This window comes from Verrucomicrobiia bacterium (assembly GCA_035946615.1).
Classification (GTDB): domain Bacteria; phylum Verrucomicrobiota; class Verrucomicrobiia; order Limisphaerales; family UBA8199; genus DASYZB01.
Window position 1 is genome coordinate 45,217 of the sequence record DASYZB010000009.1, and the last position, 22,376, is coordinate 67,592.

Annotated in this window: 12 protein-coding genes; 6 read left to right on the forward strand and 6 right to left on the reverse strand. The window is 58.9% G+C overall.

What is annotated here, in order from left to right:
* Positions 1 to 5: 5 nt before the first annotated feature.
* Positions 6 to 2,078 carry a beta-galactosidase gene (locus tag VG146_01325; protein HEV2390981.1) on the reverse strand — a complete coding sequence of 691 codons (2,073 nt, stop codon included), beginning with the start codon at positions 2,076 to 2,078 and terminating at the stop codon, positions 6 to 8.
* A gap of 180 nt (positions 2,079 to 2,258) precedes the next feature.
* On the opposite strand from VG146_01325, the gene VG146_01330 reads away from it, so the two are divergent.
* Positions 2,259 to 3,362 (forward strand): lactonase family protein, encoded by a 1,104-nt coding sequence (locus VG146_01330; GenBank protein HEV2390982.1) that lies wholly within the window; start codon positions 2,259 to 2,261, stop codon positions 3,360 to 3,362.
* Positions 3,363 to 3,432: 70 nt separating this feature from the next.
* Positions 3,433 to 4,809: an MBL fold metallo-hydrolase gene (locus VG146_01335; GenBank protein HEV2390983.1), complete on the forward strand. Its 1,377-nt coding sequence runs from the start codon at positions 3,433 to 3,435 to the stop codon at positions 4,807 to 4,809.
* Between the two features lie 8 nt (positions 4,810 to 4,817).
* On the opposite strand, the gene VG146_01340 is transcribed toward VG146_01335, so the two are convergent.
* Complete coding sequence (locus tag VG146_01340; GenBank protein HEV2390984.1) at positions 4,818 to 5,270, reverse strand: DUF5069 domain-containing protein; 453 nt, start codon at positions 5,268 to 5,270, stop codon at positions 4,818 to 4,820.
* A 201-nt stretch (positions 5,271 to 5,471) separates the two neighbouring features.
* Positions 5,472 to 7,793 carry a VIT domain-containing protein gene (locus VG146_01345; GenBank protein HEV2390985.1) on the reverse strand — a complete coding sequence of 774 codons (2,322 nt, stop codon included), beginning with the start codon at positions 7,791 to 7,793 and terminating at the stop codon, positions 5,472 to 5,474.
* 161 nt (positions 7,794 to 7,954) lie between these two features.
* On the opposite strand from VG146_01345, the gene accD reads away from it, so the two are divergent.
* The 3 genes from accD to VG146_01360 all read left to right on the forward strand — a co-directional run bounded on the left by accD (position 7,955) and on the right by VG146_01360 (position 14,576).
* The gene (gene accD / locus VG146_01350; protein HEV2390986.1) at positions 7,955 to 8,914 is read left to right on the forward strand and encodes an acetyl-CoA carboxylase, carboxyltransferase subunit beta; all 960 of its coding nucleotides are present in this window, start codon (positions 7,955 to 7,957) and stop codon (positions 8,912 to 8,914) included.
* A 234-nt stretch (positions 8,915 to 9,148) separates the two neighbouring features.
* Complete coding sequence (locus VG146_01355) at positions 9,149 to 9,790, forward strand: hypothetical protein (GenBank protein ID HEV2390987.1); 642 nt, start codon at positions 9,149 to 9,151, stop codon at positions 9,788 to 9,790.
* Positions 9,791 to 9,833: 43 nt separating this feature from the next.
* Entirely contained in the window at positions 9,834 to 14,576 is a 4,743-nt protein-coding gene (locus VG146_01360) for a DEAD/DEAH box helicase (GenBank protein HEV2390988.1), read from the forward strand.
* Here VG146_01360 and VG146_01365 read toward each other — a convergent pair.
* The 3 genes from VG146_01365 to argB form a co-directional block, all read right to left on the reverse strand.
* Positions 14,567 to 16,606 carry a PAS domain S-box protein gene (locus tag VG146_01365; GenBank protein ID HEV2390989.1) on the reverse strand — a complete coding sequence of 680 codons (2,040 nt, stop codon included), beginning with the start codon at positions 16,604 to 16,606 and terminating at the stop codon, positions 14,567 to 14,569. The two genes, VG146_01360 and VG146_01365, sit on opposite strands and share 10 nt — an antisense overlap.
* Positions 16,607 to 16,664: 58 nt before the next feature.
* Complete coding sequence (locus VG146_01370) at positions 16,665 to 19,265, reverse strand: MASE1 domain-containing protein (GenBank protein ID HEV2390990.1); 2,601 nt, start codon at positions 19,263 to 19,265, stop codon at positions 16,665 to 16,667.
* A 1,386-nt stretch (positions 19,266 to 20,651) separates the two neighbouring features.
* On the reverse strand, positions 20,652 to 21,527 hold the full coding sequence (argB, locus tag VG146_01375) for an acetylglutamate kinase (GenBank protein ID HEV2390991.1): 876 nt from the start codon (positions 21,525 to 21,527) through the stop codon (positions 20,652 to 20,654).
* A gap of 154 nt (positions 21,528 to 21,681) precedes the next feature.
* On the opposite strand from argB, the gene VG146_01380 reads away from it, so the two are divergent.
* The gene (locus VG146_01380; GenBank protein HEV2390992.1) at positions 21,682 to 22,368 is read left to right on the forward strand and encodes a BON domain-containing protein; all 687 of its coding nucleotides are present in this window, start codon (positions 21,682 to 21,684) and stop codon (positions 22,366 to 22,368) included.
* The last annotated feature ends 8 nt before the right edge of the window (positions 22,369 to 22,376 follow it).

The window sequence follows — 22,376 nt, forward strand, 5'->3', positions numbered from 1 at the left end:
AGGAGTTAAGCGACTGCGACCGGCTTGGGCGTGGCGTGTTCGTCCAGAACGAGAACGCCGTGGGGTTGGAGGTCGTAATTACCTGAGAAGTTGTTGCCGGTGAGGAAATCGTGCATGGGTTTATAGAATTGGATGCGCAACGGCGAGGTGTGGTGGTTGAGCAGGAAATAAATCTTGGTCTCCTCTTTCTGGCGCATGCTCACCTCGATATTATCGGGGACCTTGAGCAGCGGATGGAGATTGCACATCTGGCGCAGCCAAATGATCAAATCGTTATAAAAATGCTGGTGGCTCATGGTGCCGATATAAACGGCCTTGCCTAACCCATACGTGTGCAGCGTCATGGCGGGGCGGCCAGAATAGAAATCTTTCGAATACGTGGCCAGAATTTGGCAGTCCTTCGGCTCGATAATGTCGCACCAGAGCCTGGCGGGATGCAGATGGCTGGTCGGGAAAGTGCCTTTAAAGGTGAGGTGATTCTCTTCGCCCGGGGGCAACTGATCGAATTCAACGACTTCGAGCCCGAACAGGTCGGTCAAGTCGTGGGGATAGCCGGTATCGGGCGCCATGTTGTGTTCATCGACCAGACCCGTATTGAAGGTGGCCACCAGCGTCCCGCCGTTTTGAACATAAAGCTTGAGCCGGTCGGCTTCGCCGCCTGAGAGCAGGTGCAGCGAGGGAGCCAGGACGAGCTTGTATTGGGAAAGGTCGTCGGCCGGGCGCGCGAAATCGACAGCGATATTGCGGTCGTGCAGCGCGGAGTAGAAAAGTTGGATGTGTTCGCGGAGGTTGAAGAATTTATTGGGCTGGTTGGGTTGCTGGAGCGCCCATTCGTTGTCATGGCTGTAGAGAATGCATACCTCGGCTCGCACGGCAGTGCCCTTCAATGAAGGCGCCAGCAGTTTCATCTCATCGCCCAACTGCGCTATCTCTTTAAAAACCCGCCCATCCGCCCGCGCGCTGTGGCCCAGGACCGCGCCGTGGAATTTTTCGGTGCCGAATCGGGGCTGGCGCCACCTGAAAAAGACGATGGCCGTTGCGCCCCTTGAAATCAATTGGTAGGTGAACATCCGCAACACGCCGGGCCGGACCAAAGAATTGACCTCCTGCCAGGTGACGTTTCCGGCCTTTTGCTCCATCACCCAGAACCCGTTGTCACCGTCCGGGGTGCGAACGCCGGTTTTCTTAAGCGAGCGGAGCATGTCGATTTCGCACGCCAATTCGGCGGATTTGGCCTTGATAGCGGCGGTGCTCTCGATGGAGACAAAGTCAATGGCCTCAGCTAAATCGAAGTGATCGAATCGATGCAGGAGAGGGCGCAGGTTGGTGGTGACGGGGCACTTGGGGGTTAATTCGCGCAGGATGTCCGCCTGCATTCGGGCGAATTGCACGATGGTATCGCTGCAAAAGCGGCACCAATCCAGCACCAGGGCAGGGTTATGGAAGGTCGGGGCGGCCATGGGCATGGGGACGTGGTCGAAGCTCGAGACGACCTGGCCCCAGTGGCGCAGGCCCATCAACTCGTTCAGCCGCTCGACCGTCTGGTATTTGGCCTCGAGCCAGCCGTGCCAGTCACGCCGCGTGTCCTCATTGAAAGATGCCTCGGTGAAATTGCCGCCCAGGCCATTGTCGATCTGCCAGGCGATGAGCTGTGGATGTTGTCCCAATGCTGCAGCCATTTGCTGCACAATGCGCTTCGAACAATTCCAAAAATTATCGCTGTTAAGACAAACCGCCCGGCGTGTGCCTTCGTGTTTCCTGAGCCCCTGTTCGTCAATTGGCAGGATTTCAGGGTACTTCCGCGCCATCCAGAGGGGAGGGGCCGCAGTGGGCGTGGCCAGGACGACTTTGATGTCCGCTTTGGCCAGGATATCCATCACGCGTTTGAGCCATGCGAAATCATACTTGCCCTCCTGCGGCTCGCACAGACCCCACGTGAATTCCCCGATGCGCACGACGTTTATCCCGGCGCTTTGCATAAGGGCCACATCACGCTGCCACGTCAGCTCAGGATTGTCTGCGGTGCCTCCGTAGGGGTAAACCCATTGTTCGGGATGATAATCGACGCCGAAATACATAGCTCTGTTCTTTCGCGTGCGGCCTTGTTCTAATGTAAATTGAATTCCGCTCTCCTGCAATGCAAAACTTGCGCGCTTGAAAAAAGATTGGGAATCGGGTCTTTTGCAGGGGTGAACACTTCGCGAGCACTTTGCCGGCTTTGCCTTGTGGCGGCCGCCCTCTTAATCCACTGTGAGATCGTGGAAGCACAATCCGGCGGTTCTGAGTTGGTTTTTATCGGCACCTACACCGGCGCCAAAAGTCAGGGCATTTATTTAACTCACCTCGACCCGGCCTCCGGCAGGTTGGGCCCCCTGGAATTGGCCGCAAAAACCGAGAATCCCACTTTCCTGGCGCTGCATCCCAACCGGCGATTTCTTTACGCTGCAAATGAAATTGATAATTTTGGCGGCCAACGCTCCGGTGCGGTCAGCGGATTCCGCATCGACCCGCAGAGTGGGAAGCTGACACTGCTGGGCCAGCAACCTTCGGGTGGGGGCGGGCCTTGTCATTTGGCGGTCGATGGTGCAGGCCGCTGCGTGCTGGTGGCCAATTATGGCAGCGGGAGCCTGGCCGTTCTTGGATTGGGTGATGATGGCAGCCTGGACCCGCCCAGCAGCGTCCTCCAACACCACGGTTCGAGCGTCAACCCCCAACGCCAGGCCGGGCCGCATGCCCATTTCATCACCACCGACCCTGCCAACCGCTTTGCGCTCGCTTGCGACCTGGGGTTGGATAAGGTCTTTATTTATCGGCTTAACATTCCTGCGGCTGATGGCACTCCTGGACTGACTACGAATGATCCCCCTTGGCTGCAGGTTAAACCCGGGTCTGGTCCACGGCATTTGGCTTTTCACCCGAACGGAAGGTTTGTGTATCTCATCAGCGAGCTGGGCTGCACGCTGACGGCGTGTTCTTACGATGCAAAGCGAGGGGCGCTCGATAAGGTGCAGGTCGTCTCGACCCTTCCGGAGGGATTCAAAGGAGACAACATCTCCGCAGAAGTGCAGGTCCATCCTTCCGGTCGATTCGTCTATGGGTCGAACCGAGGCGATGACAGCATCGTGGTATTTGCCATCGACCCAAACAGCGGCAAGTTGAGCTTCATTCAGCGAGTATCGACCCAGGGCAAGACACCACGCCATTTTGCCTTCGACACCACCGGCCAATGGTTGCTGTGCGAAGACCAGGATTCGGACCGGGTGGTTGAATTCGCGGTCGATGCCGCAACGGGGCGCCTGACGCCCACCGGCCAAACCCTGCAGGTGGGTGCGCCGGTTTGCGCGGTATTCCTTTCAGAGTAGGCTATGCGAGCCTCTTTTTTTTCGTCCGTTGCTCAATATTGAGTTGGAGCGCGAAACGCGAGCATTCCTCATGCGAATAACCAACCTCAATCCAGCCAGCGACATCGGCGCTTCGGGGTGGTTAGTCGAGTTCGAGGGCCACCGCTTGCTGATGGATGCCGGGGTGCATCCAAAACGCGAGGGCCGAGCCAGCCTCCCCTTGTATGACCTGGCCAAAAACCAGGAACTGGACGCCATCGCTATCTCCCATTGCCACCACGATCACGTCGGCTCACTGCCAGTTGCTCTGCGTTACTTTCCCCATGCCCATGTGATGATGAGCGAGCTGAGCTATTTCCTCGCCGACCGCGTTTTACACAACTCGGTCAATGTCATGACCCGCCAGCGCGATGAGCTTGGGATAAAGGAATACCCGCTCTTCAGCCACGACGAGGTGGACGACATTGAGCCGCTATTCCAAGGGTTCAAATACAATCGGGAAATCGATTGGGCCGCCTTTCACAAATTCCGCGCCGGATTCCTCTCGCCCACAGTTGAATTCTTCGATGCAGGCCACGCCCTCGGTTCGGCCGGTCTGATGGTCCGCGGCCAAAAAGAATCTCTCTTTTACACTGGAGATGTCTGTTTTCATGACCAGACGATCTTAAAGGCGGCGCGGTTTGAGGATGTAAAGGCCGGCGTGCTGTTAATGGAAACGACGCGTGGGAGCCGTTCCGTGCCTCCGGGCTTCACACGCGCGGGCGAGGTCGAGCGGCTCACTCGGTCCATCCAGAGGGTCTTGGCCAGAAGGGGGTCGGTCCTCATGCCGACCTTTGCCCTGGGGCGCACCCAGGAAATTCTGGCGCTGTTGGCGCTGTTGATGGGCGAAGGCAAACTCAAGCCCCAACCGATTTATATTGGCGGGTTGGGCCGGGTCTTCACCGAGATTTACGATTTGGAATCGCACCGCACACACCGGCAGTACCCCAACCTGCAATTGCGCGAGGCGCTTAACCTCGTCGTGCTCGAACAAGGCCAAGCCCAGAAAATGCGCTTGGGCGGCGGCAGGATTTTCGTCATCACTGCCGGGATGATGAGCGAAAACACGGCTGCCCACGATCTAGCCTTGCGCATGATTGGCGATGAGCAACAGGCGATTCTCTTCGTCGGCTACGCGGACCCGGACACACCTGCTGGCCGGCTGCGCGCAGCCAAACAGGGCGAGACTTTCCTGTTCAGTCCAAGTGGCGGCGAGGTCACCAGGCGCTGCGAGGTCGAGGACTTTGACCTGACCGCCCACGCTAATCGCGAGGAATTGCTCGATTTTGTCGGCCAAGTCGAGCCCCATGCGGTGCTTTTGTGCCATGGCGAAGATGATTCGCGCGCCTGGTTCGAGGAACAAATCCGGCAGCGTTCCCCAAAAATCCAAGTGTTCCAACCGAAACCCGGCGAAACAATCGAGGTTTGAATCCCGCGCTATGCCTGGCCGCCGAAGGAAACAAAGTCGTCCAGGTCCAGCAGGTCGAACCAGGTCACAATATCCTCCCGCTTCGGACCGGCTTTAGCCTGGATGCCCTGAAAGAATTCTCTCGATTCCGTATCACCCGGCGCGCGCTGCTCGACGTACTCCGTCCAGGCCCTGATTTCCGCCTCGGTCCTTTTGATCCGGGCGCTCTTCTGAATCCATTCGAGGATTTCCCCGTCTCCTTTGCCGGCGGCGAGTTGCTCCTTGAGTTGGTCCGGATCGATGCCGGCATACTCGAGGAATCTTTGGTCGCTCGGGCAATTGTAATGGTACTCCCCATTCTTCCCCGCGATGGTCGCTCGCCCTTTATCGAGCATCCGAGGCAGAATAGCGTAACCGCCCAGTCTCACGCGCGGACTCCGCGGGGGTTTCTGTGTTAAATCAGGAGCATTCTTCAAAGCCATAGTTTTTCCCTTTCCAGTGTAACGGCCATTAGTGTTCATTTCCGGCCCGCGCCGGAAATAATCCCGTAAAATGCAGTCTGCCCGGCAAAATGCAAGTGACTGCAGAAGGATTTTGGAGTGCGCCGGCGAAGCGCAGCGACGAGTCAGATTTGCTGCTAACCCAAAGCGGCGTCGTGCTTCCCTTGCCGCCACACTTCAAACTCACTCGTAGATTTCGTAAATAACGCCGTCCAAAACAAATTGGAGGTTTTGCCCCAACGCCAGCCAGGACGCCGCTTGCGGGTGGTTGCCCAGAAAATCAAAATATTCACGGGACCCGAATTGGAGCCGGATATGCCGCGCCTGGGGAAAGTTTTGAACGATGGAATCGACCCAGCCGCTCTCGTTTCGGAAGAAGGTCCTGCCGGCGACAAATCGGCTCTGTTGAGCAGAGTCAACCCGCGGCGTCTGGCTGGAATCTGCGGTTGAACTGAGAGCCGGTCCTCCCGGAGCAAGCCCATACCGGCGTTGGAATGCTTGTCCTGCGAGCATTTGGGCAGGGGCGGCGGCATCGGCCATTTTAAGGGCCAGACTGGACTGAGCGCTGGCGACACCCGCATCGCCGCTTTGCTCTCGTGTGAACGTCTGCCAACTCCGCGCCGCATCCTGGCGCGCTTCAGGGTCCTTGCCAAACTCCTGCAGCAAGCGCAGCGGTGAGGGGACATCACGGCGGCTTTCATCTTCTGCTATCAAGTAGGCCGTATAAGGCGTAACGATTCCATACTTGCGCGCCAATTGCGTCACCTCATCCCGCAACTCGGAATTCTCGCCGTGAAGCCGAATCTCATCGAGCAAATAACCAACGCGGCGGGTCGCCCATAGGCGTGGAATGAAATCATTGCCGGAATTCTCTTGCGGGAAATTGCCTTCATAAGTGAATTTCCGCACCGCGCCATTGACAGTCCCTTCGAGGAGCATGGCTGAATCGCCATGGCCTGAGTAGCGCCCCACCAGAACCAGTTGCTCGCCTTTGAACAGGTCAGGCAATGGTGACGGATAAAGCTGTTTGGTCTGCAGGCCGCCCGTGAACTGCAGCGCCGGGTTGGTCAGCACCGGTTCCTTTACCTTTTCAAAAAATGCCGACAGTTTGAATTCCAGGTCTTCCTCGGGCAGGACGTACTGGCTGGCGCCGCGCGTTTCCTCGGTTATCTGATCGAGCAAATGCGCATTCACGTCCGTCCCAATTCCGAAACAAAAAATGCGCGCCTTACCGGTGTCTTCGTCTTTGACATTGGTCAGGATTTGCCCTTCGTCGGTCGTCCCGATGGTGGGCCGGCCATCGGTCAGGAAGATCACCCTGAACGGGCGGTCTCCGGCGCCCTTGCTCGATTGCAGGCCAAGCGCTTGCTTCAGGGCGTCATCGATGTCCGTCGCCCCGATGGCTTTGAGGTCTTTGACAAACTCTTCTGCTCGCGTCCGGTTTTTCGCGTTCGCTTCGACCAACGAATTAAACAGCGGCTCAATGTCTGTCGAAAATCGGATGAGTTCGAATCGATCACCGTCGTTGAGGTTTTCGACGCAGAATTCGAGGGCCTTTTTTGCCTGCTCGATCTTTTTGCCGGCCATTGAGCCGGAGGTGTCGAGCGCAAACACCACATCCTTGTTCACAATGCGTCTGTCTTTGGTATCGATGCCGGGCGAGGCCAGCAGCAGAAAATAGCCGTCCTCTCCTGCGCACTTATGAGTCAGCAAATTCAAGCCCAGTTCACCCCTCTCCGGCGCAAAGTAGAGGGCCAAATCAGCTTCGGGGAGCACATCGGTGGCCTCATACCCCACCGTCGCGCGGTTAGGTCCGTTTCGTTTCACCTCGATCTTGTGGCTGGGTGAATAGACGGTTTTCAGCGGGCGCCTGGTCTCCAAATCCACCTTCACGCTGACCGTTGGAATGGGGCGGCAGGAGAACTTGTCCGCGCTCAGTGGCAGCAGAAAACTGACCAGGCCGTTGTCGGACTTCAATAGTTGTGTGTACGAGAGGGTAATGCGCTTTTTACTGTTCGGCTCGATTGGGAAGATGCGGACCTTAAAGACGTCCTGGTTGGCATATTCGAGCAGGGCGGGGTCACGCAGTTTGCGCACAATCTCCTCGTAAATGTGTCGGGCCTTGCCGGCGGGCAGGAGTTCGGCTTCGACCTGTCTGCCATCAATTTCCATGGTAAACTTGTCAAGCTGCGCTCCCTTGGGGATTGGGAATACAAATGTGCCTTCGAGTCGCGCGTTATTGGGGTTATAAAACTCCTCATCCACTATCGTGACGGCGACCTGGTCGATGATGTGAGTGTTGGCCTTCACATAATCCACTTGCAGTGGCGCAAACACGTGCGGCTGCGGCCAATGCCACGGCGGCGAGGGAGGGGGAAGAGGGTGTGGCGGGACGGGTCCCGGCCACAAGGAGGAGTCCTCGATTATGATCAGGCCGGCGGCCAATGACGCGGTAATCGCGCACAGAAACCCGACCAGAACAGAAAATAGAATGCACCGTTTCATACCCGATTAGACGGAAGTCCTCAATTATTGCTCCCGTTCTTCCGCGCGGCCAGGACCTTGCCTCCACCCTCTGGCGCCGACACCCGCGCTCCTTTGCCATGCGCCACGCCCGGCGGTGGTGAAGTTTGCCTCTGGACAGTTGCGCCCGGAATTTGAATATTATGAGGCTGGCAATGGCTACTACCTCCTTTACGAAAAAAACGCTTGGGTTGGAAACCGCCGAGCCGGCGGTCACTCCGCCGCCGGCCACCAGCAATGCCGGGTTTGCGAAAAAACCCAAACTTGCTGCCGCCAAATCAAAAAAACGCGAAATCCCGGAAGGTCTGTGGACTAAATGTCCCAAGTGCAGCACGATGGTTTTCGACAAGGAATTGGACGAGAACCTCAAGGTCTGTACCCATTGCCAGCATCATTTCCCCATCAGCTCGCGCGAGCGCATCCATTCCCTGGTCGAGACCTGCACGTTCGAAGAAATGGACGCGGACATGACCAGCGTGGACGTTTTAAACTTTACCGGTGTGGCCTCCTATACGGTGAAGCTTGAGGAATATCAGAAATCGACCGGGCTCAAAGATGCCATCATCACGGGCCTGGGCAAGATTGGGGAGCAGCGGGTTGGGCTGGGGGTGATGGATTTCAGTTTTCTGGGCGGCTCAATGGGCTCGGTGGTTGGCGAGAAACTGGCCCGTCTGATCGAGCGGGCGACCGAAAAGGGCCTGCCGCTGATCATCACATCCACCAGCGGCGGGGCTCGCATGTATGAAGGAATGTTCAGCCTGATGCAGATGGCCAAAACCTGTGCCGCCCTGGCTTATCATGCCAGCGCTCGGCTTCCCTATATCAGTGTCTTGACCCACCCCACAACCGCAGGCGTGATGGCCAGCTACGCCAGCGTGGGGGACTTAATCCTGGCCGAGCCTGGGGCAATGATCGGCTTTGCCGGCCCGCGAGTGATTAAGGACACGACCCAGGCAGAACTGCCTCCTGGATTTCAGACGGCGGAATTCCTGCTTGAACACGGCCTCATTGACGCCATTGTGCCCCGCAAAGAGCTTAAGGCGCGCCTTGTCGAATACCTGAGCTACCTGACCAGCGGCCAAAAGCGTGCAGCCGCCGGTTAGTTGGAATAAAACCGAGCGAGGCGTGGCCTCAGACCGTGGCTCGGGCATCTTGCCCGAGTCCCCACGCGAGATGCAGGTGCCACGGCCAAAACTTGACCTGACAGCAATGACTTTCATTGTTCAAGGAGCCTAGGTAAGGTAAGAACCCCATAGAGAAAACGGCTGTTGCGGGGTTCGTTGATGCGGGACAAGGAGGCAACCGGCGGTGCTGTCTAAACTCAAGGAGACAAGCGTATGAAAAAGTTCCTTTCTTTAGCCGTTATTTTTGCTGCAGGGGCGGCTTGGGCACAGACGGTTTTCGTCCCCGGCACGGGAGGCAGTGCATTCATGCCGCTTGACGGCCTGGTTTTCACCAATGCGCTGGGAAATCGTTTTAGTGTAAATAACCTGGCGCAGGCGCTCGAATCCATGCAGACCAATCTGAGCGCCGCGCTGCCCTCAGTTGCTGCCTTCAACGATAGTTTTGATTTCGTCAATATCGGCCTTGTGAGCGGCGTGCCCGCAACAACCCCCGCCCCAGCCGGCGCCACAATTTCAAATAACTTGGCTGCTGGTTTCGGCGCTAATGTCGTCCTCCCTCCAGGCGCCACGGCAGGCAGCGGCACGGTCCTGCCAGGGACTGCCGGCCCCACCGGGTTTGCCAACTTGCCGCTGACTCGCGACAGCCTTCGCGCGTTGCTGATTCTGCAAAATCACATGGAGCAAATGCTGGGCCTCCTGGCTGAATTGAACGGGACCAGTTCAAACGCGTTGGCTGCGTCCAGTATTGTTCAAAGCAATGCGTTGACCCCTGGTTCCAATCCGTTTACAGGCGCTTTTTTCATTGCTCCCGCCGTCACGCCCCCAGCGCCTCCTCTCACGCCAACCGGCCGCTGAACCTGCTTTCGTAGGCCGCAGAGAGGGTGTAAGCTGGTGGTTGATGGCCTCAGTCCATTTCCATCCCGTGATTGCCCGCTGGTTCGAGCAGAAGTTCGGATCCCCCACTGAGCCGCAACAGCGCGGCTGGCCCGCCATTGAGTCGGGGGCACACACCTTGATCGCCGCGCCCACGGGGTCGGGCAAGACGCTGGCGGCCTTTCTTGCCGCTCTAGACCAGTTGTTTAGCGAGGGCCTTGCCGGAGAGCTCAAAGATGAGTTGCGCGTTGTGTATGTGTCTCCCTTAAAAGCCCTCAGCAACGACATCCACAAGAATCTCGAAGAACCGCTGGCTGGGATTCGCGAAGCGTTTCTCGCTGCCGAGGCCCGCTCCATCGATGTCCGCGCGGCGGCGCGCACCGGGGACACATTGGCATCGAAGAGGCAAGCCATGATACGCAAGCCGCCGCATATCCTGGTGACCACGCCCGAATCGCTCTACCTGCTTTTAACCTCCGCATCGGGCCGCAAGCTCTTGGGGAACGTCCGCACACTGGTTATCGATGAGATTCACGCGCTGGTCGGGAACCGTCGTGGCTCGCACCTGGCCATCAGCATGGAGCGCCTGGCGGCCTTGACCGGCAATCGAGTTCAGCGGATTGGTCTATCGGCGACTCAGAAGCCGATAGGCGAGGTGGCGCGGTTCCTTGTGGGAGGGTGCAAGGCGCCTGAGCAAGCGCCCGGTTCGGCGCCAGATCCATCCGCTGCCGGCCAAGGCGCTCAGGCTGCCCCTGAGAGCCTGCAGGCCCAATGCGCCATCATCGATTGCGGTTATGCCCGGGAGATGGATGTGGCAATCGAACTGCCCGGCTCGGCGTTGGAAGCGGTCATGTCGAACGAGGTCTGGACCGAGGTGTACCATAAGCTTGCGGACTTGATCGAGGCGCACCAGACGACCTTGGTCTTTGTCAATACGCGCCGGCTTGCCGAACGAGTCACGCGCCATCTTTGCGAACTGCTGGGCGCGGACAAAGTCGCTTCGCATCATGGGAGTCTCTCGGCCAAGCTGCGGCTGGAGGCGGAGGCTCGGCTTAAGCGCGGCGAGTTGAAGGCGCTGGTGGCCACCGCGTCGTTGGAACTGGGTATTGATATTGGGTCGATTGATCTGGTTTGCCAGCTTGGCCCGACGCGCTCGATTGCCACCTTGCTGCAGCGCGTGGGGCGCGCCAGGCATCAGCGCGCAGGTTTGCCCAAGGGCCGGCTGTTTCCACTGAGCCGTGATGAATTGGTCGAGTGCGCGGCAATGCTTCGCAGCGTGCGGGCGGGCGAGTTGGATTGTCTCGAAATGCCGCAAAAGCCGCTGGATGTGCTGGCCCAGCAGATGGTGGCGTGCGCGGCGAGCGAAGAGTGGCAGGAACAGGCCCTGTTCGACTTAATGCGGGCCGCCTATCCGTATCGAAATCTGACGTGGCAGGAGTTCGATCAGGTCCTTGCCATGCTTGCCGAAGGGTTCAGCACCAAACGTGGGCGGCGCGGGGCGCTGGTGCACCATGACGCCATCAATCGGCGCGTCCGGGGCCGGCGCGGGGCCCGCCTAGTAGCCCTCACATCCGGCGGCGCTATTCCGGATGCGGGCGATTACCGCGTGGTTCTCGAACCCAACGAGACCTTCATCGGCACGGTGAATGAGGACTTCGCAGTCGAGAGTCTGGCCGGCGATATTTTTCAACTGGGCAACGCCTCCTGGCGTATCTTGCGCATCAACTCGGGGACCGTCCGCGTTGAAGACGCCCACGGGCACCCGCCCAATATCCCATTCTGGCTCGGTGAAGCACCGGGGCGCACCGCTGAATTATCCAAGGCGGTCTCGGATTTGCGCGTCGAGTTCGAAAAAAGGCTCGACCCGGTTCCTAACGGAAATTCGGCAACCGGCAATGGAACACCTGCCGCAGAGCCGCCGGCCGCCTCGCCGTCTGCTCCTTTGGTCATGGACTGGCTCACTCGTCAAACCGGTCTTAGCTGTCCGGCGGCGCGCCAATTGTGGGACTATTTCGCCCACGCCCACCAGGTCCTTGGGGTCATCCCGTCACAAAGGAAATTGGTGCTCGAGCGGTTTTTCGACGAGTCGGGCGGGATGCAGTTGGTCATGCATTCCCCTTTCGGCATTCGGATTAACCGTGCCTGGGGCCTGGCGCTGCGAAAGAGGTTTTGCCGTTCATTCAATTTCGAATTGCAAGCAGCCGCGACGGATGAGGCGATTGTGTTGTCGTTGGGCACCCAACACTCGTTTCCACTCGATGAAGTCTTTCGTTACCTCAACAGCAAGACTGTGCGCGACCTGCTCATTCAGGCGCTGCTGGATGCCCCCATGTTCCCGGTTCGCTGGCGCTGGAATGCGACCCGCGCGCTGGCCTTGCCGCGCCAAAGGGGTGGGCGCAAGGTCCCCGCCCCCTTGCAACGGATGGAATCGGAGAACCTGCTGGCAGCAGTTTTCCCCGATCAACTGGCCTGCCTCGAGAATATCGTGGGAGACCGCCAAATCCCCCAACATCCACTCGTCTTTCAGACCATCGAAGATTGCCTCAATGAGGCGATGGACGTTGATGGCCTAATCGCTCTGCTCCGGCAGATCGAAAGCGGCGAGGTGGAATGCATTGCCCGCGACCTGCCGGAGCCTTCGCTCCTCGCCCATGAGATCCTCAATGCGCGTCCTTACGCATTTCTGGATAACGCGCCATTGGAGGAGAGGCGGACTCAGGCGGTGTACACGCGGCGTGCCGGGGAGTCCTCGTCTGACACGCGCCTGGGCATCCTCGACGCGGCAGCCATCGCCAAAGTGATCGAGGAAGCCTGGCCGCAAGCGACAAATCCAGATGAACTGCATGAGGCCTTGATGCTGGCCGGTGCGATGACCGAACTGGAACTCCCGCGCGTATCGGCCCATGCGCCGGCGTGGCTGGAGTCGTTGGCAACCCAGAAACGCGCCGGACGGCTGTTTAGGACGCCTGAGCTTTCTCATTCCCGAGCGACAGGAGCAGGTTTATCCCCAAACGGAGAAAGAACCTACTCAGCCAGCCGCCCGTTTTCGTCGCAAGCAATGGAAGGCAAGATGTCCGCCCTGATTTGCGCGGCGGAGCGGCTTCGTCCTTTAGAGGCAATTTATCCAGGGTCGCAACTCGAACCGCCGTTGACGCCGCCTCCTCAAGAACGCCAACGGCTATGGGAGAGAGAGGACGCGCTCCGGGAACTGGTGCGAGGTCGTATGGAAATCACCGGCCCGACGACTGCGGGCGCGTTAGCCGAGGTGTTTGGCATCCCAAGCAGTGAGATTGAGGCGGCCTTAATCGGCCTCGAAACAGAAGGCTTTATTCTTCGTGGCAGATTTCTTTCACGAAATCGCGGTTCGGCTAAAGACCCTGGGGTTAGCCAAGGGTCCGAAACGGAGACGAATAGCATTCACCCCCGCGCGGTTGCCAGGAGTGAGGCTGTTGCTGGCGAACTGGAATGGTGTGAACGCCGGCTTCTGGCGCGGATTCACCGGCTGACCATCAACCGGTTGCGAGCCGAAATTCAACCCGTCTCGTTGGCGGAATTCCAGCGGTTCCTGGTGGCTTGGCAACGGGCTGAACCGGCTCGGCGCGCCGAAGGTCCTGAGGGTCTGGCGGCAATACTGCAACTGCTCGATGGCTACGAAGTGCCCGCGGCGGCCTGGGAACCGGACGTGCTTGCGTTGCGCATAAAAGATTACTCGCCCCAGTGGCTCGATCAGCTCTGTTTCACCGGGCGCATCGGCTGGGGCCGGTTAATGCCTCCCCAAACACCGAACGGACGCCACTTCGCCCCGATTCGTTGCAGCCCCATTTCAATTTTCTCCCGCGAACAACTGCGCAATTGGCTAAGCCTCTCGACTGCGGGGCGGGCTGGGGAGTTCTCTCCGGACGCAGCGCAGGTGCTCGAGGGGCTGGAACAGCATGGGGCTTTGTTCTTCAATGAGATTGCGCAACTGAAAGGTCTTTTACCCTCGCACGTCGAGCAGGCCCTGGGAGAACTGGTCACCCAAGGCTGGGTCACGGCTGATAGTTTCGAAGGGATGCGGGCCTTGCTCCTGCCACAGGAAAAGAGGGCGCCTTTCGGCGACCCGCAGCGGCGGCGCCGGCACAAAACGGTCACCAGCCTCGAGTTTGCCGGACGCTGGTCGCTATTGCGGCGTCCTGTGAAGCCAGCCTCGGGTGCAAACGCCCTCGAACGAGTGGCTTCAGCTACTGCGACTGTACAGCCCACTAACCTCAACCGATTTGGAGCGGTTTTGCAACCTGACGGCTTGGAGAACGCCATCGAAGCGTTCGCAAGAACCCTGCTTCGCCGTTACGGGGTGGTTTTCCGACGGCTCATCGAGCGGGAGTCTTTGCGCGTTTCCTGGTATGAGTTGGGGCGCATTTACCGGCGGCTGGAGGCGCGTGGGGAAATTCGAGAGGGTTATTTTGTCGGCGGCGTGAGCGGCGAGCAGTTCGCGCTGCCGGAAGCCATCGGCCTGCTGCGCTGGATACGCAAGGAGCCGGCGCGGCGTGAGTTGGTGGTGATCAGCGGGGCCGATCCGTTGAACCTTGCCGGCATCCTGGGTCCTGGGCGGCGCGTAGCGGCAATTGGAGCCAACCGCCTCCTGCTGCGGGATGGACTGCCAATTGCCGCCTTGGAAGCCGGAGAGATTGCGCGTCTCGACCCCGCGCCCGAGGAAGCCGGGAACCTGATTGAGCGAGCGCTGAGAGTTGCCACCTTGCCCGTGAACTTGCGCGGATATTATGGATGAGCCTTCTTGCCCTCCAACGGCAGGGCACAGGTCACAAGAGTGCCTCGCGAGCCGCTCGCCTTAATCTCCAGAGAAGCGCCAATCAGGCTGGCTCGATAATTCATTATCCGCAAACCCATCCCCGTCGAATGGCTGCGCAGATCGGGAAAAGGCAGGCCGTTGTTCTGAATCGTGAGCACCAGGCGGTCTGAGCCGTTGGAAAGGACGATGCCGACACGCTTGGCTTTGCCGTGTTTGATGGCGTTGGTAACGGCCTCCTGGGCGATTTTATAGAGTTGCATCACCACGTGCGGTTCGAGCGAGGGGATGCTCCCGGTTGGGTTGAAACGGCAGGTGATCCGGAACAGTTCGCGGGCGCGGGCGGCGAGGTCTTCGAGGGCATCAGGGAGTTCTTTCTTTGCGACATCGAGGGTGGCGAGGTCGTGGGCCAGATCGCTGGCGTGGCTCATGGCCTGCTGCACCAATTCATGGATTTTGGCAGCGTCCTTCGCCGCATCGGTTTGCTGTTTAGCCAGCTTGAGTTCGAGCCCTTTGGTCATCAGCGCAATGCCGGAGAGTTTCTGGCCCAGGTCATCGTGAAGGTCCAAAGCGATGCGCCGGCGCTCTTTTTCCGTGATTTCGAGCAACTCATTTTCAAGCCGTTTGCGTTCGGCGATCGCGGCGTGGAGTTTGGAATTGGCCGTTTTGAGCTCGGCAGTGCGGTGCTGGACGCGGACCTCCAATTCATCATGCGCCCGCCGGAGGGCTTCCTCCGCATTGCGCCGGTGAATGAACTGCCCGATTTCGCTGCCAATTGCCGTCATCATGTTGAGCAGGGGGAGGTCATAACTCATCCGGCGCACACTGAAAAACTCGAGCACACCGAACAGCGCCCCGGCCCCCTGGACGGGAAAGGCCACAGCGCCGTGGAGGCCGGCCTGGGCAGCGGGCACGCTCCTCTCGAAATGAGGCTCGGCGCTAAAATCGGCAAACCAGACGGGACGGCGCTCCTGCCACACTCGGCCCGGGAGACTCTCCGTGGGCTTGAGTATTGTGTTACGGGTGATTTCGGCGAAGGCCTCCAACCCCGGCGAGTGCTCATGCAACTCAACAACAGAAGCGCGCAGGAGCTTTTGTTCGGCATCGGGGAGCCACAGCGCGCCCAGATCGACTTCCAGGCTGTCGAGCAGCGCCCCTAGAATGCCTGGGGCCGCATCATTCAGAGAGGGCGCATTGGCCAGCAGCCGGGTTATCGAGTGTTCGGCAGCCAGCCGTCCTTCGGCCCGCTTCCGTTCGGTGATGTCGGACACCGCGCTGACCCAGCCTGTAATATTGCCAAACGGGTCGCGAAGCGGGGTGACCTGAACCAGCACGTCGATTCGTTCCTCGGTACGCCGGCGGAAACGCAATTCGATCCCCCCGGCCGGAGCGCTGTCTTGGACAACTTTGCTCAGAGAATCAGTAATGGAATGAATTCGTTCAGGCGCCCAATAGACGAAAGGGGGCCGGGCGCCCAGGAGTTCTTGTTCCGGCCAGCCCACCAGGGCGCAAAAGGCGGGGTTGACGTAGGTTTGCCGGCCATCGAGATCCACCGCCGCGATGCCGGCGGGAACAGAATTCTCTATCGCCTGACGGAAGACCTGCTCGACCTTGAGTTTCTCATCCGCCCGCCGGCGCTCGCGCCGCATTTCAGCCTCGCGCAACTCGCGCTGCACGGCAGGGCCGAGGCGGGCGAGGTTATCCTTCATGACATAGTCATGAGCGCCGGCCTTCATGGCGGCGACGGCCGTATCATCGCTGATATGGCCCGAGACGATGATGAAGGGAAGATCGAGGCCCTGGCCCTTGACCAGAGCCAGTGCTTCAAGCCCATTGAAGCGGGGCATCAAGTAATCGGCGATGACCAGATGCCAGCCCTGGCGGGCCAGCGCGTCCGCCATGGCCTCCCCGGTATCGACGCGGTGGCAAATCGGTTCGTAACCGGCCCGCTCGAGCTCGATTTGGAGCAATGCGGCGTCGTTCTCCGAATCTTCAACAATGAGTACTTGCAACGGATTACTCACGATGTCGTTGGACAGGACGTCAGACTAATCATAACCGAAAAGCTGCTCATTTTCCAGGGAGTGTAAAAAAGAATGTGGCGCCTTGATTGGTGGCCGCTTCGACCCAGATACGCCCGCGATGGCGATTAATGATGCGCTGGACGGTAGCCAGGCCCACGCCTGTGCCTGGGAATTCGGCGGTCGAGTGGAGCCGCTGAAAAACCCCAAACAACTTGCCGGCATATGCCATATCGAACCCGGCGCCATTGTCGCGCACGAAGAAGGCCGGGTCGGGTCCGGAGAGTTGGCCAAACTCGATGCAGGCGGGGGTTTGTTTGGCCGTAAACTTCCAGGCATTGCGCAGCAGGTTATCTAACAGCACCCGCAGGAGCCGTTCGTCACCCTTCGCAAGCAAGGCCGGGGCAATGGAAGTTCTTACTGGGCGGCCAGGGTCGTCTTCCTGGAGTCCGGCGAGAATATCGACCGCCAGGGCGCTTAAGTTCACCGTCTGGGGCTGGAGTTCGCAGCGGCTAACACGTGAGAGTTGCAGGAGCGCCTCGATGAGTTTATCCATGTGCCGGCTGGATTCGCAGGAGCGCCGCAAAAACTCCTGGCCACGCCCGTCGAGTTTGGAGGTATAACGTTCCAGGAGAACTTCGCTGAACCCGCGGATGCTGCGCAAGGGGGCGCGTAAATCATGCGAAACCGAATAGGAGAAGGCCTCGAGTTCCTTGTTAATTGCCTCCAGTTGGGCGGTGCGTTCCAGGACGCGGCGCTCGAGTTCCTCGTTCAATCTAAGAATCTCCTGGGCGCGCTCCTGAAGCGCGGCTTCAGCCCTCTTGCGTTCGCTAAGATCGACCAAAACTCCCAAGCTCCCGCGGACCCGCCCCGTCTCATCATAAAGAGGGGAGGCCGACACCAACGAATTGATGACAAGGCCGTCTTCAAAAACGAGATCGATTTCCTCGCCGCGGACCGGGATGCCATGGCGGGCGGCAAATTGCATGGGTAACTCGCCCGCGGGAACCTCGCGGCCCCGGCGCAGGATGCGCGGGGTGGGGCCGTTTCCTTGAGCGCCGTTTTGGGAAAGGACCGACTGCCCACGCAAGAGGGCCTGGCACGCCGGGTTGCCAGTGATGACCCGGCAATCGGGGTCGCGGGCCACAGCCAGGCCCACGGGGGCAACGTCAAAGATGGTTTGGAGTTCTTCCAGGTGCCGGCGCAGTTGGCGATTGAGCCGTTGAATCTCCTCCTGCGCGCGGATGCGCTCCAGCGCCCCGCCGCAATGATCAGCCAGAGACTGCAGCAGGCGCAGGTCCGTTTCGGTGTAGGCATTGGCTTTGTAGCTCTGTATCGAGAAGATGCCTATGGCAGACTCGCCCGCCCGCAACGGGACATACATCAGGGAGCGGGAGGGCCGCGCCGCGTCCCCGAAAGGAACGGTCTCAGAGTCAAAAGTGGCGGCTTCGGGTCGAAGCACGAGCCGAGCGCCGCTCTTGAGGACATTCCGGGCAAACGCTCCGGGCGGAGCCGAGGGCAAGGGGACTTCTGTGCGCTGTCCATTAATGGTATCTACACAGAAAACCGTTTCGATGACAGAATGCCCGACCAAAGAGAGGTCCAGCACACAGGCGTCCCATCCGAAGAGGGTGTCGGCGATTTCCACGATAATTCGCGCGGCGTCTTTCGGCTTGGAAGCTGCGCTGAGGCGCCGGCCCAGCTCCGATAGGGCGCGGTAACGCTGCTCAGAGGCGCGCAAACCGGCCTGTGTCTCACGCCCGTTCTCGACCTCGGCGGCAAGGAGCAGGCAAAGCACCGTGACGACGATGATGAAATTCTGCAAGAGCAACAGCGAAGTGTTCGGGTTGGGAACCGCAAAGGGCCCGTTGCCGTGAAAAGTAGATACCACAGCGAAACAAACCGCTATGAAGCTCGCGGTTGTCGTTCCACGCCGGCCAAAACGCAGGGCAATCCAGACCAGTACCGGCGCCAGCAGAATCGGCAAGTGAATGCCCTCAAGTCCAGAAGCCAGCCACCCCCCGAATACAACCTGGCACGCCACTATCAGAACAGAGAATAACGCGGCAGCTTCCCAACGCTTGCGGCGCGCCAAAGGCCGCCAGCGGGTTGTCCACGCAAGAATCAACGGCGCGATGAGGATAATGCTGACCGCATCGCCAAACCACCAGGTCAGCCACAGGTCCCCCGCGTGAGCCCAGAGCGTAAACCCGCCCAGCGCGCAAACGAGCATCCCATCGGAAGCGCTCAGGGCGCTGCTGCAAAAACCCGCCAGAAGGACGAACCACAGGATCGTTGCTGGCCGGCTCAAGGCCTGCCGCCCATCGGCGTAACGTTCGACCAGCCATGCCCCGATGAGCGCTTCAGCCGTATTCCCCAAGCATACACCAACACTGGCGATCCCGATGACAACCCAGTGGGCTCCGCTGCCCCATAGAACCGACGCGTTCGCCAGGAATGCCCCAAGTGCAATACCAGGCCAGACCCGCCGCCCTAGAAGAAGCACCGCTGCCAACGCCAGACCGCTTGGCGGCCAGACCGGAGACGCAATCCGATGTTCAAAGGCGAGTGAAAGACCGAGCCTGGCCGCCAGAAAATAAACAGCCGCCACCCCGGCGATGAGCACCAGATTCCGATGCCGTGGTTTCATGAGACCGGTGGGAGAGCGCATTGTTCGCTACACGCAGCCTAAGGTGCCCGTCGCGCCATAGGGATGGGGTAAGCACCCCATGGCAATTTTAAGCCCCACACTTCGACGACGCAACTGTTCTATTTCACCAGCCCTGAGTGGCAATGGGCACCATACTTCTCCCGCTCCTCCGAAGGGGAGACTGGGAGTTTGGACATTTAGCAGGCGTCTCTTGCTTTCCTTTGTCGGAAACTTTGTCGGAAAACTTTATCGATTGGTTTGGTCAAGCCCAAGACCCAGGGTTTTTCAGCAGAATCATTGTTATTTTAATGGGAGTCCCCCTCGTAGAGGGCGTGTTTTGCGGGCGTGGCAGCAGGGAGCATTTCATGTGGCGGTAAGCGATTCGGTGTTGTAGGGCAAGACTTCCAATTTTTGTACGCTGCGCGGGTGACCAAGTGCTGAACGGATTATGGGCTTCGCATTCGGCATAGTGAAAAATATTGGTAACGATGCATTGCCATTTCTTTGATACACTTACTGTATCATGTGAAGGTTTTTACGGCGGAGCAAAGTGACCTCAGGTACCAATGCGATGGTGCGTGCAAATGGGATCTCCCGGATGTAGTATGCCCTACCTGCAACAAGGCTAAAGGGAGCGCGCCCGGAATTCCGACGGCTGATATAGCGGGACAAGTGGAGGAGCGGGCCTATCAAGCAGGAAGGGCTTCGGCTGAAAGATTTGAAGTGCTGGCTGAGCCTATCAGGAGCCTTGCTCCACCGGGGAGGCCTGTTCTCCCTGGCATGGGATTAGGCCTTTTCATTGGTACCGTGAATCATCGCGAGAAGCGCGATTTTCTCTGGTCCTTTGCCTTAGGGTCATCATTCGTGAGTCCGCTTTCGAATTGCTGCGTGCAGCAGGGTTCGAAGTGGATACTGGACCACTGTCATCCCGTTGAGCGGAATCTCGTTTGTTGAAAGGGTTTGAAAATGAGTGGGTTGCGCGACAAAAGCGATGTGATCGGTTTGGACTCCGTTTCGCGTTTTTTCTCAGCACCGGCCGTGCCAAACTCGCCCGGTGCGCTGCGAAAAACCGATTTTCTCTCAAGTCATGCCCCTCCCCCCCGAACACTGGCAACCTGCATCTCGACTTTCAGCCTCCAAGTCACCAGTTGTCACCTGTTGCCACTAAATGTCACCAATTGTCACTACAAACCGCACCCCCTTCCTCCCAAAGGCATCAGACACCCCCTACCCTTCTTCCGCGCCTGTGTCTGCGCCTGTCCGAGGCTATCCGAGGCCATCCGAGGTTAGAAAAATTTTCCTTCCGGCCTCTTCGCAGGTTTCAGCACCCTGCCGCCGCAAAAATTTTCGACTCTAAACGGGGCGAAGCATCCCGCTCGGCCTCTTTTACAAAATGATCTCGGTTCCTATCCCTGCATCAGTGAAAATCTCCAGGAGCACCGCGTGCGGCACACGGCCATCCACGAAGGAAACCTTTTCAACGCCAGACTGAATGGCCGCGACGGCGCTCTCGACCTTGGGGATCATGCCTTGATCGATGACCCGCTCTCTTTTAAGCGCATCGACCTGGCTGGTTTTGAGTTGTGAAATGAGGCTCTTGGGCCGTTTGGGGTCCTGCATCAGGCCGGGCACATCGCTCATAAAGACCAGCCGGCGCGCTTTAAGGCCAATGGCCGTTTGGGCCGCAGCCACATCGGCGTTGCAATTGTAGATGTGGCCATCCTCTCCCCTGGCTGTCGGGCTGATCACCGGCGTAATGCCCTGCTCGATGCAGTCGCAGAGCGGGCCGATGTTCACCTCAGTGACTTCACCAACATACCCAATATCCACCTGCTCGCCGCCAGGCCCTTCAACCACCTTCTTCTTGCATTTGAATATGTCAGGTCCCGCAAATCCCCGCGCAGCCCCTCCCATCGAGTTAATGGCCGCGACGAGTTCCGGGTTAATCTGGCGCGAGAGGACCTCATCAACTATCTGAACCGTTGCGGCGTCTGTGACCCGTTGCCCTTGAATAAAGTTGGCGTGAAGGCCGGCCTTCTCCATCGCCCGGCTGATAGCCTTGCCACCGCCATGGACAACGACCGGATTGATTTCGACAGCTTCGAGAAAGACCACGTCGCGCGCCACACCCGTCCGGACTTTAAGGTCGGGCGAATCCATAAAGCTGCCGCCATATTTAATGACGAAAGTGGCGCCGCTAAATCTCTGGATGTACGGCAGGGCTTCGAGCAGTGTCGTTGCTTTGGCGATTAGGTCTTGCATTGATCCTGAAAGCCAAAGAGAGGGCCACGGGACAGCAACTTGCAAGCTTGAAAATAAGCGGCGCAGGGGCGTTCTCCTGCCTGGGGCGCGGATAAAAGACCCCATGGCATCGCGGGCAGGATCAAGGAGGTTTATAGAGAAAAAGGAGTTGGATATGAAAAGCATTAGTGCGTTGGCTATCGTTTCTGTTTTATTATTGGCGGCAGGCTGCACGTCGCCTTACGGAGGCTCGGATTACAATACAGTTTCAAGCCCCTATATCGGAACCCAGTCGGACCAAGCCATCGAGAGCGACGTCCGCTCGGAACTTGACCACTATGGAGACCTCGCTGCAAACACCTCGCATGTGCGCATCATCGCTCAAAATGGGACGGTGACATTGGTAGGGACGGTGCCGACCGAGAGAGACCGGCAGATGGTCGATGCGGCCGTGAGAAATACCGCCGGCGTTGTGGCTGTGAACGATGAGTTGCAGGTCACCTATCCGCCATCGGTCTCCTACAGGCAACCGGCGCCCGTCTATGCAACTCCACAAACCGTCCCGCCCGCCCCGGTGATTGCCACGCCCAACACGGCCCCTGTCGTTACGGCGCCTCCGCCCTCATTGACCATGCAGGCCTCGAACGCTGGTGATCAAGTCCTTGCCGACAGGGTCGTTCGCACCCTGAAGAGTGACGGAATCGCGCCGACGGACCTGCCGTCCGTGTCCGTCAGCATTGTCAACGGCGCCGCTTACGTGCGGGGCACAGTCCAGAACGAGCAAGAGCACCAGGCCCTCATCGCCTCCGTCCAACGCACCCCAGGCGTGACGGCGGTCTATGATCAATTGACAGTGCGCTAATTGGACAG

What these genes read in the sequence shown, in the direction of transcription:
- VG146_01325 (HEV2390981.1), bottom strand. Translation starts at nt 2,078, where the DNA reads ATGTATTTCGGCGTCGATTATCATCCCGAACAATGGGTTTACCCCTAC.
- VG146_01335 (HEV2390983.1), top strand. Translation starts at nt 3,433, where the DNA reads ATGCGAATAACCAACCTCAATCCAGCCAGCGACATCGGCGCTTCGGGG.
- VG146_01340 (HEV2390984.1), bottom strand. Translation starts at nt 5,270, where the DNA reads ATGGCTTTGAAGAATGCTCCTGATTTAACACAGAAACCCCCGCGGAGT.
- VG146_01345 (HEV2390985.1), bottom strand. Translation starts at nt 7,793, where the DNA reads ATGAAACGGTGCATTCTATTTTCTGTTCTGGTCGGGTTTCTGTGCGCG.
- accD (HEV2390986.1), top strand. Translation starts at nt 7,955, where the DNA reads ATGAGGCTGGCAATGGCTACTACCTCCTTTACGAAAAAAACGCTTGGG.
- VG146_01355 (HEV2390987.1), top strand. Translation starts at nt 9,149, where the DNA reads ATGAAAAAGTTCCTTTCTTTAGCCGTTATTTTTGCTGCAGGGGCGGCT.
- VG146_01360 (HEV2390988.1), top strand. Translation starts at nt 9,834, where the DNA reads ATGGCCTCAGTCCATTTCCATCCCGTGATTGCCCGCTGGTTCGAGCAG.
- VG146_01370 (HEV2390990.1), bottom strand. Translation starts at nt 19,265, where the DNA reads ATGAAACCACGGCATCGGAATCTGGTGCTCATCGCCGGGGTGGCGGCT.
- argB (HEV2390991.1), bottom strand. Translation starts at nt 21,527, where the DNA reads ATGCAAGACCTAATCGCCAAAGCAACGACACTGCTCGAAGCCCTGCCG.
- VG146_01380 (HEV2390992.1), top strand. Translation starts at nt 21,682, where the DNA reads ATGAAAAGCATTAGTGCGTTGGCTATCGTTTCTGTTTTATTATTGGCG.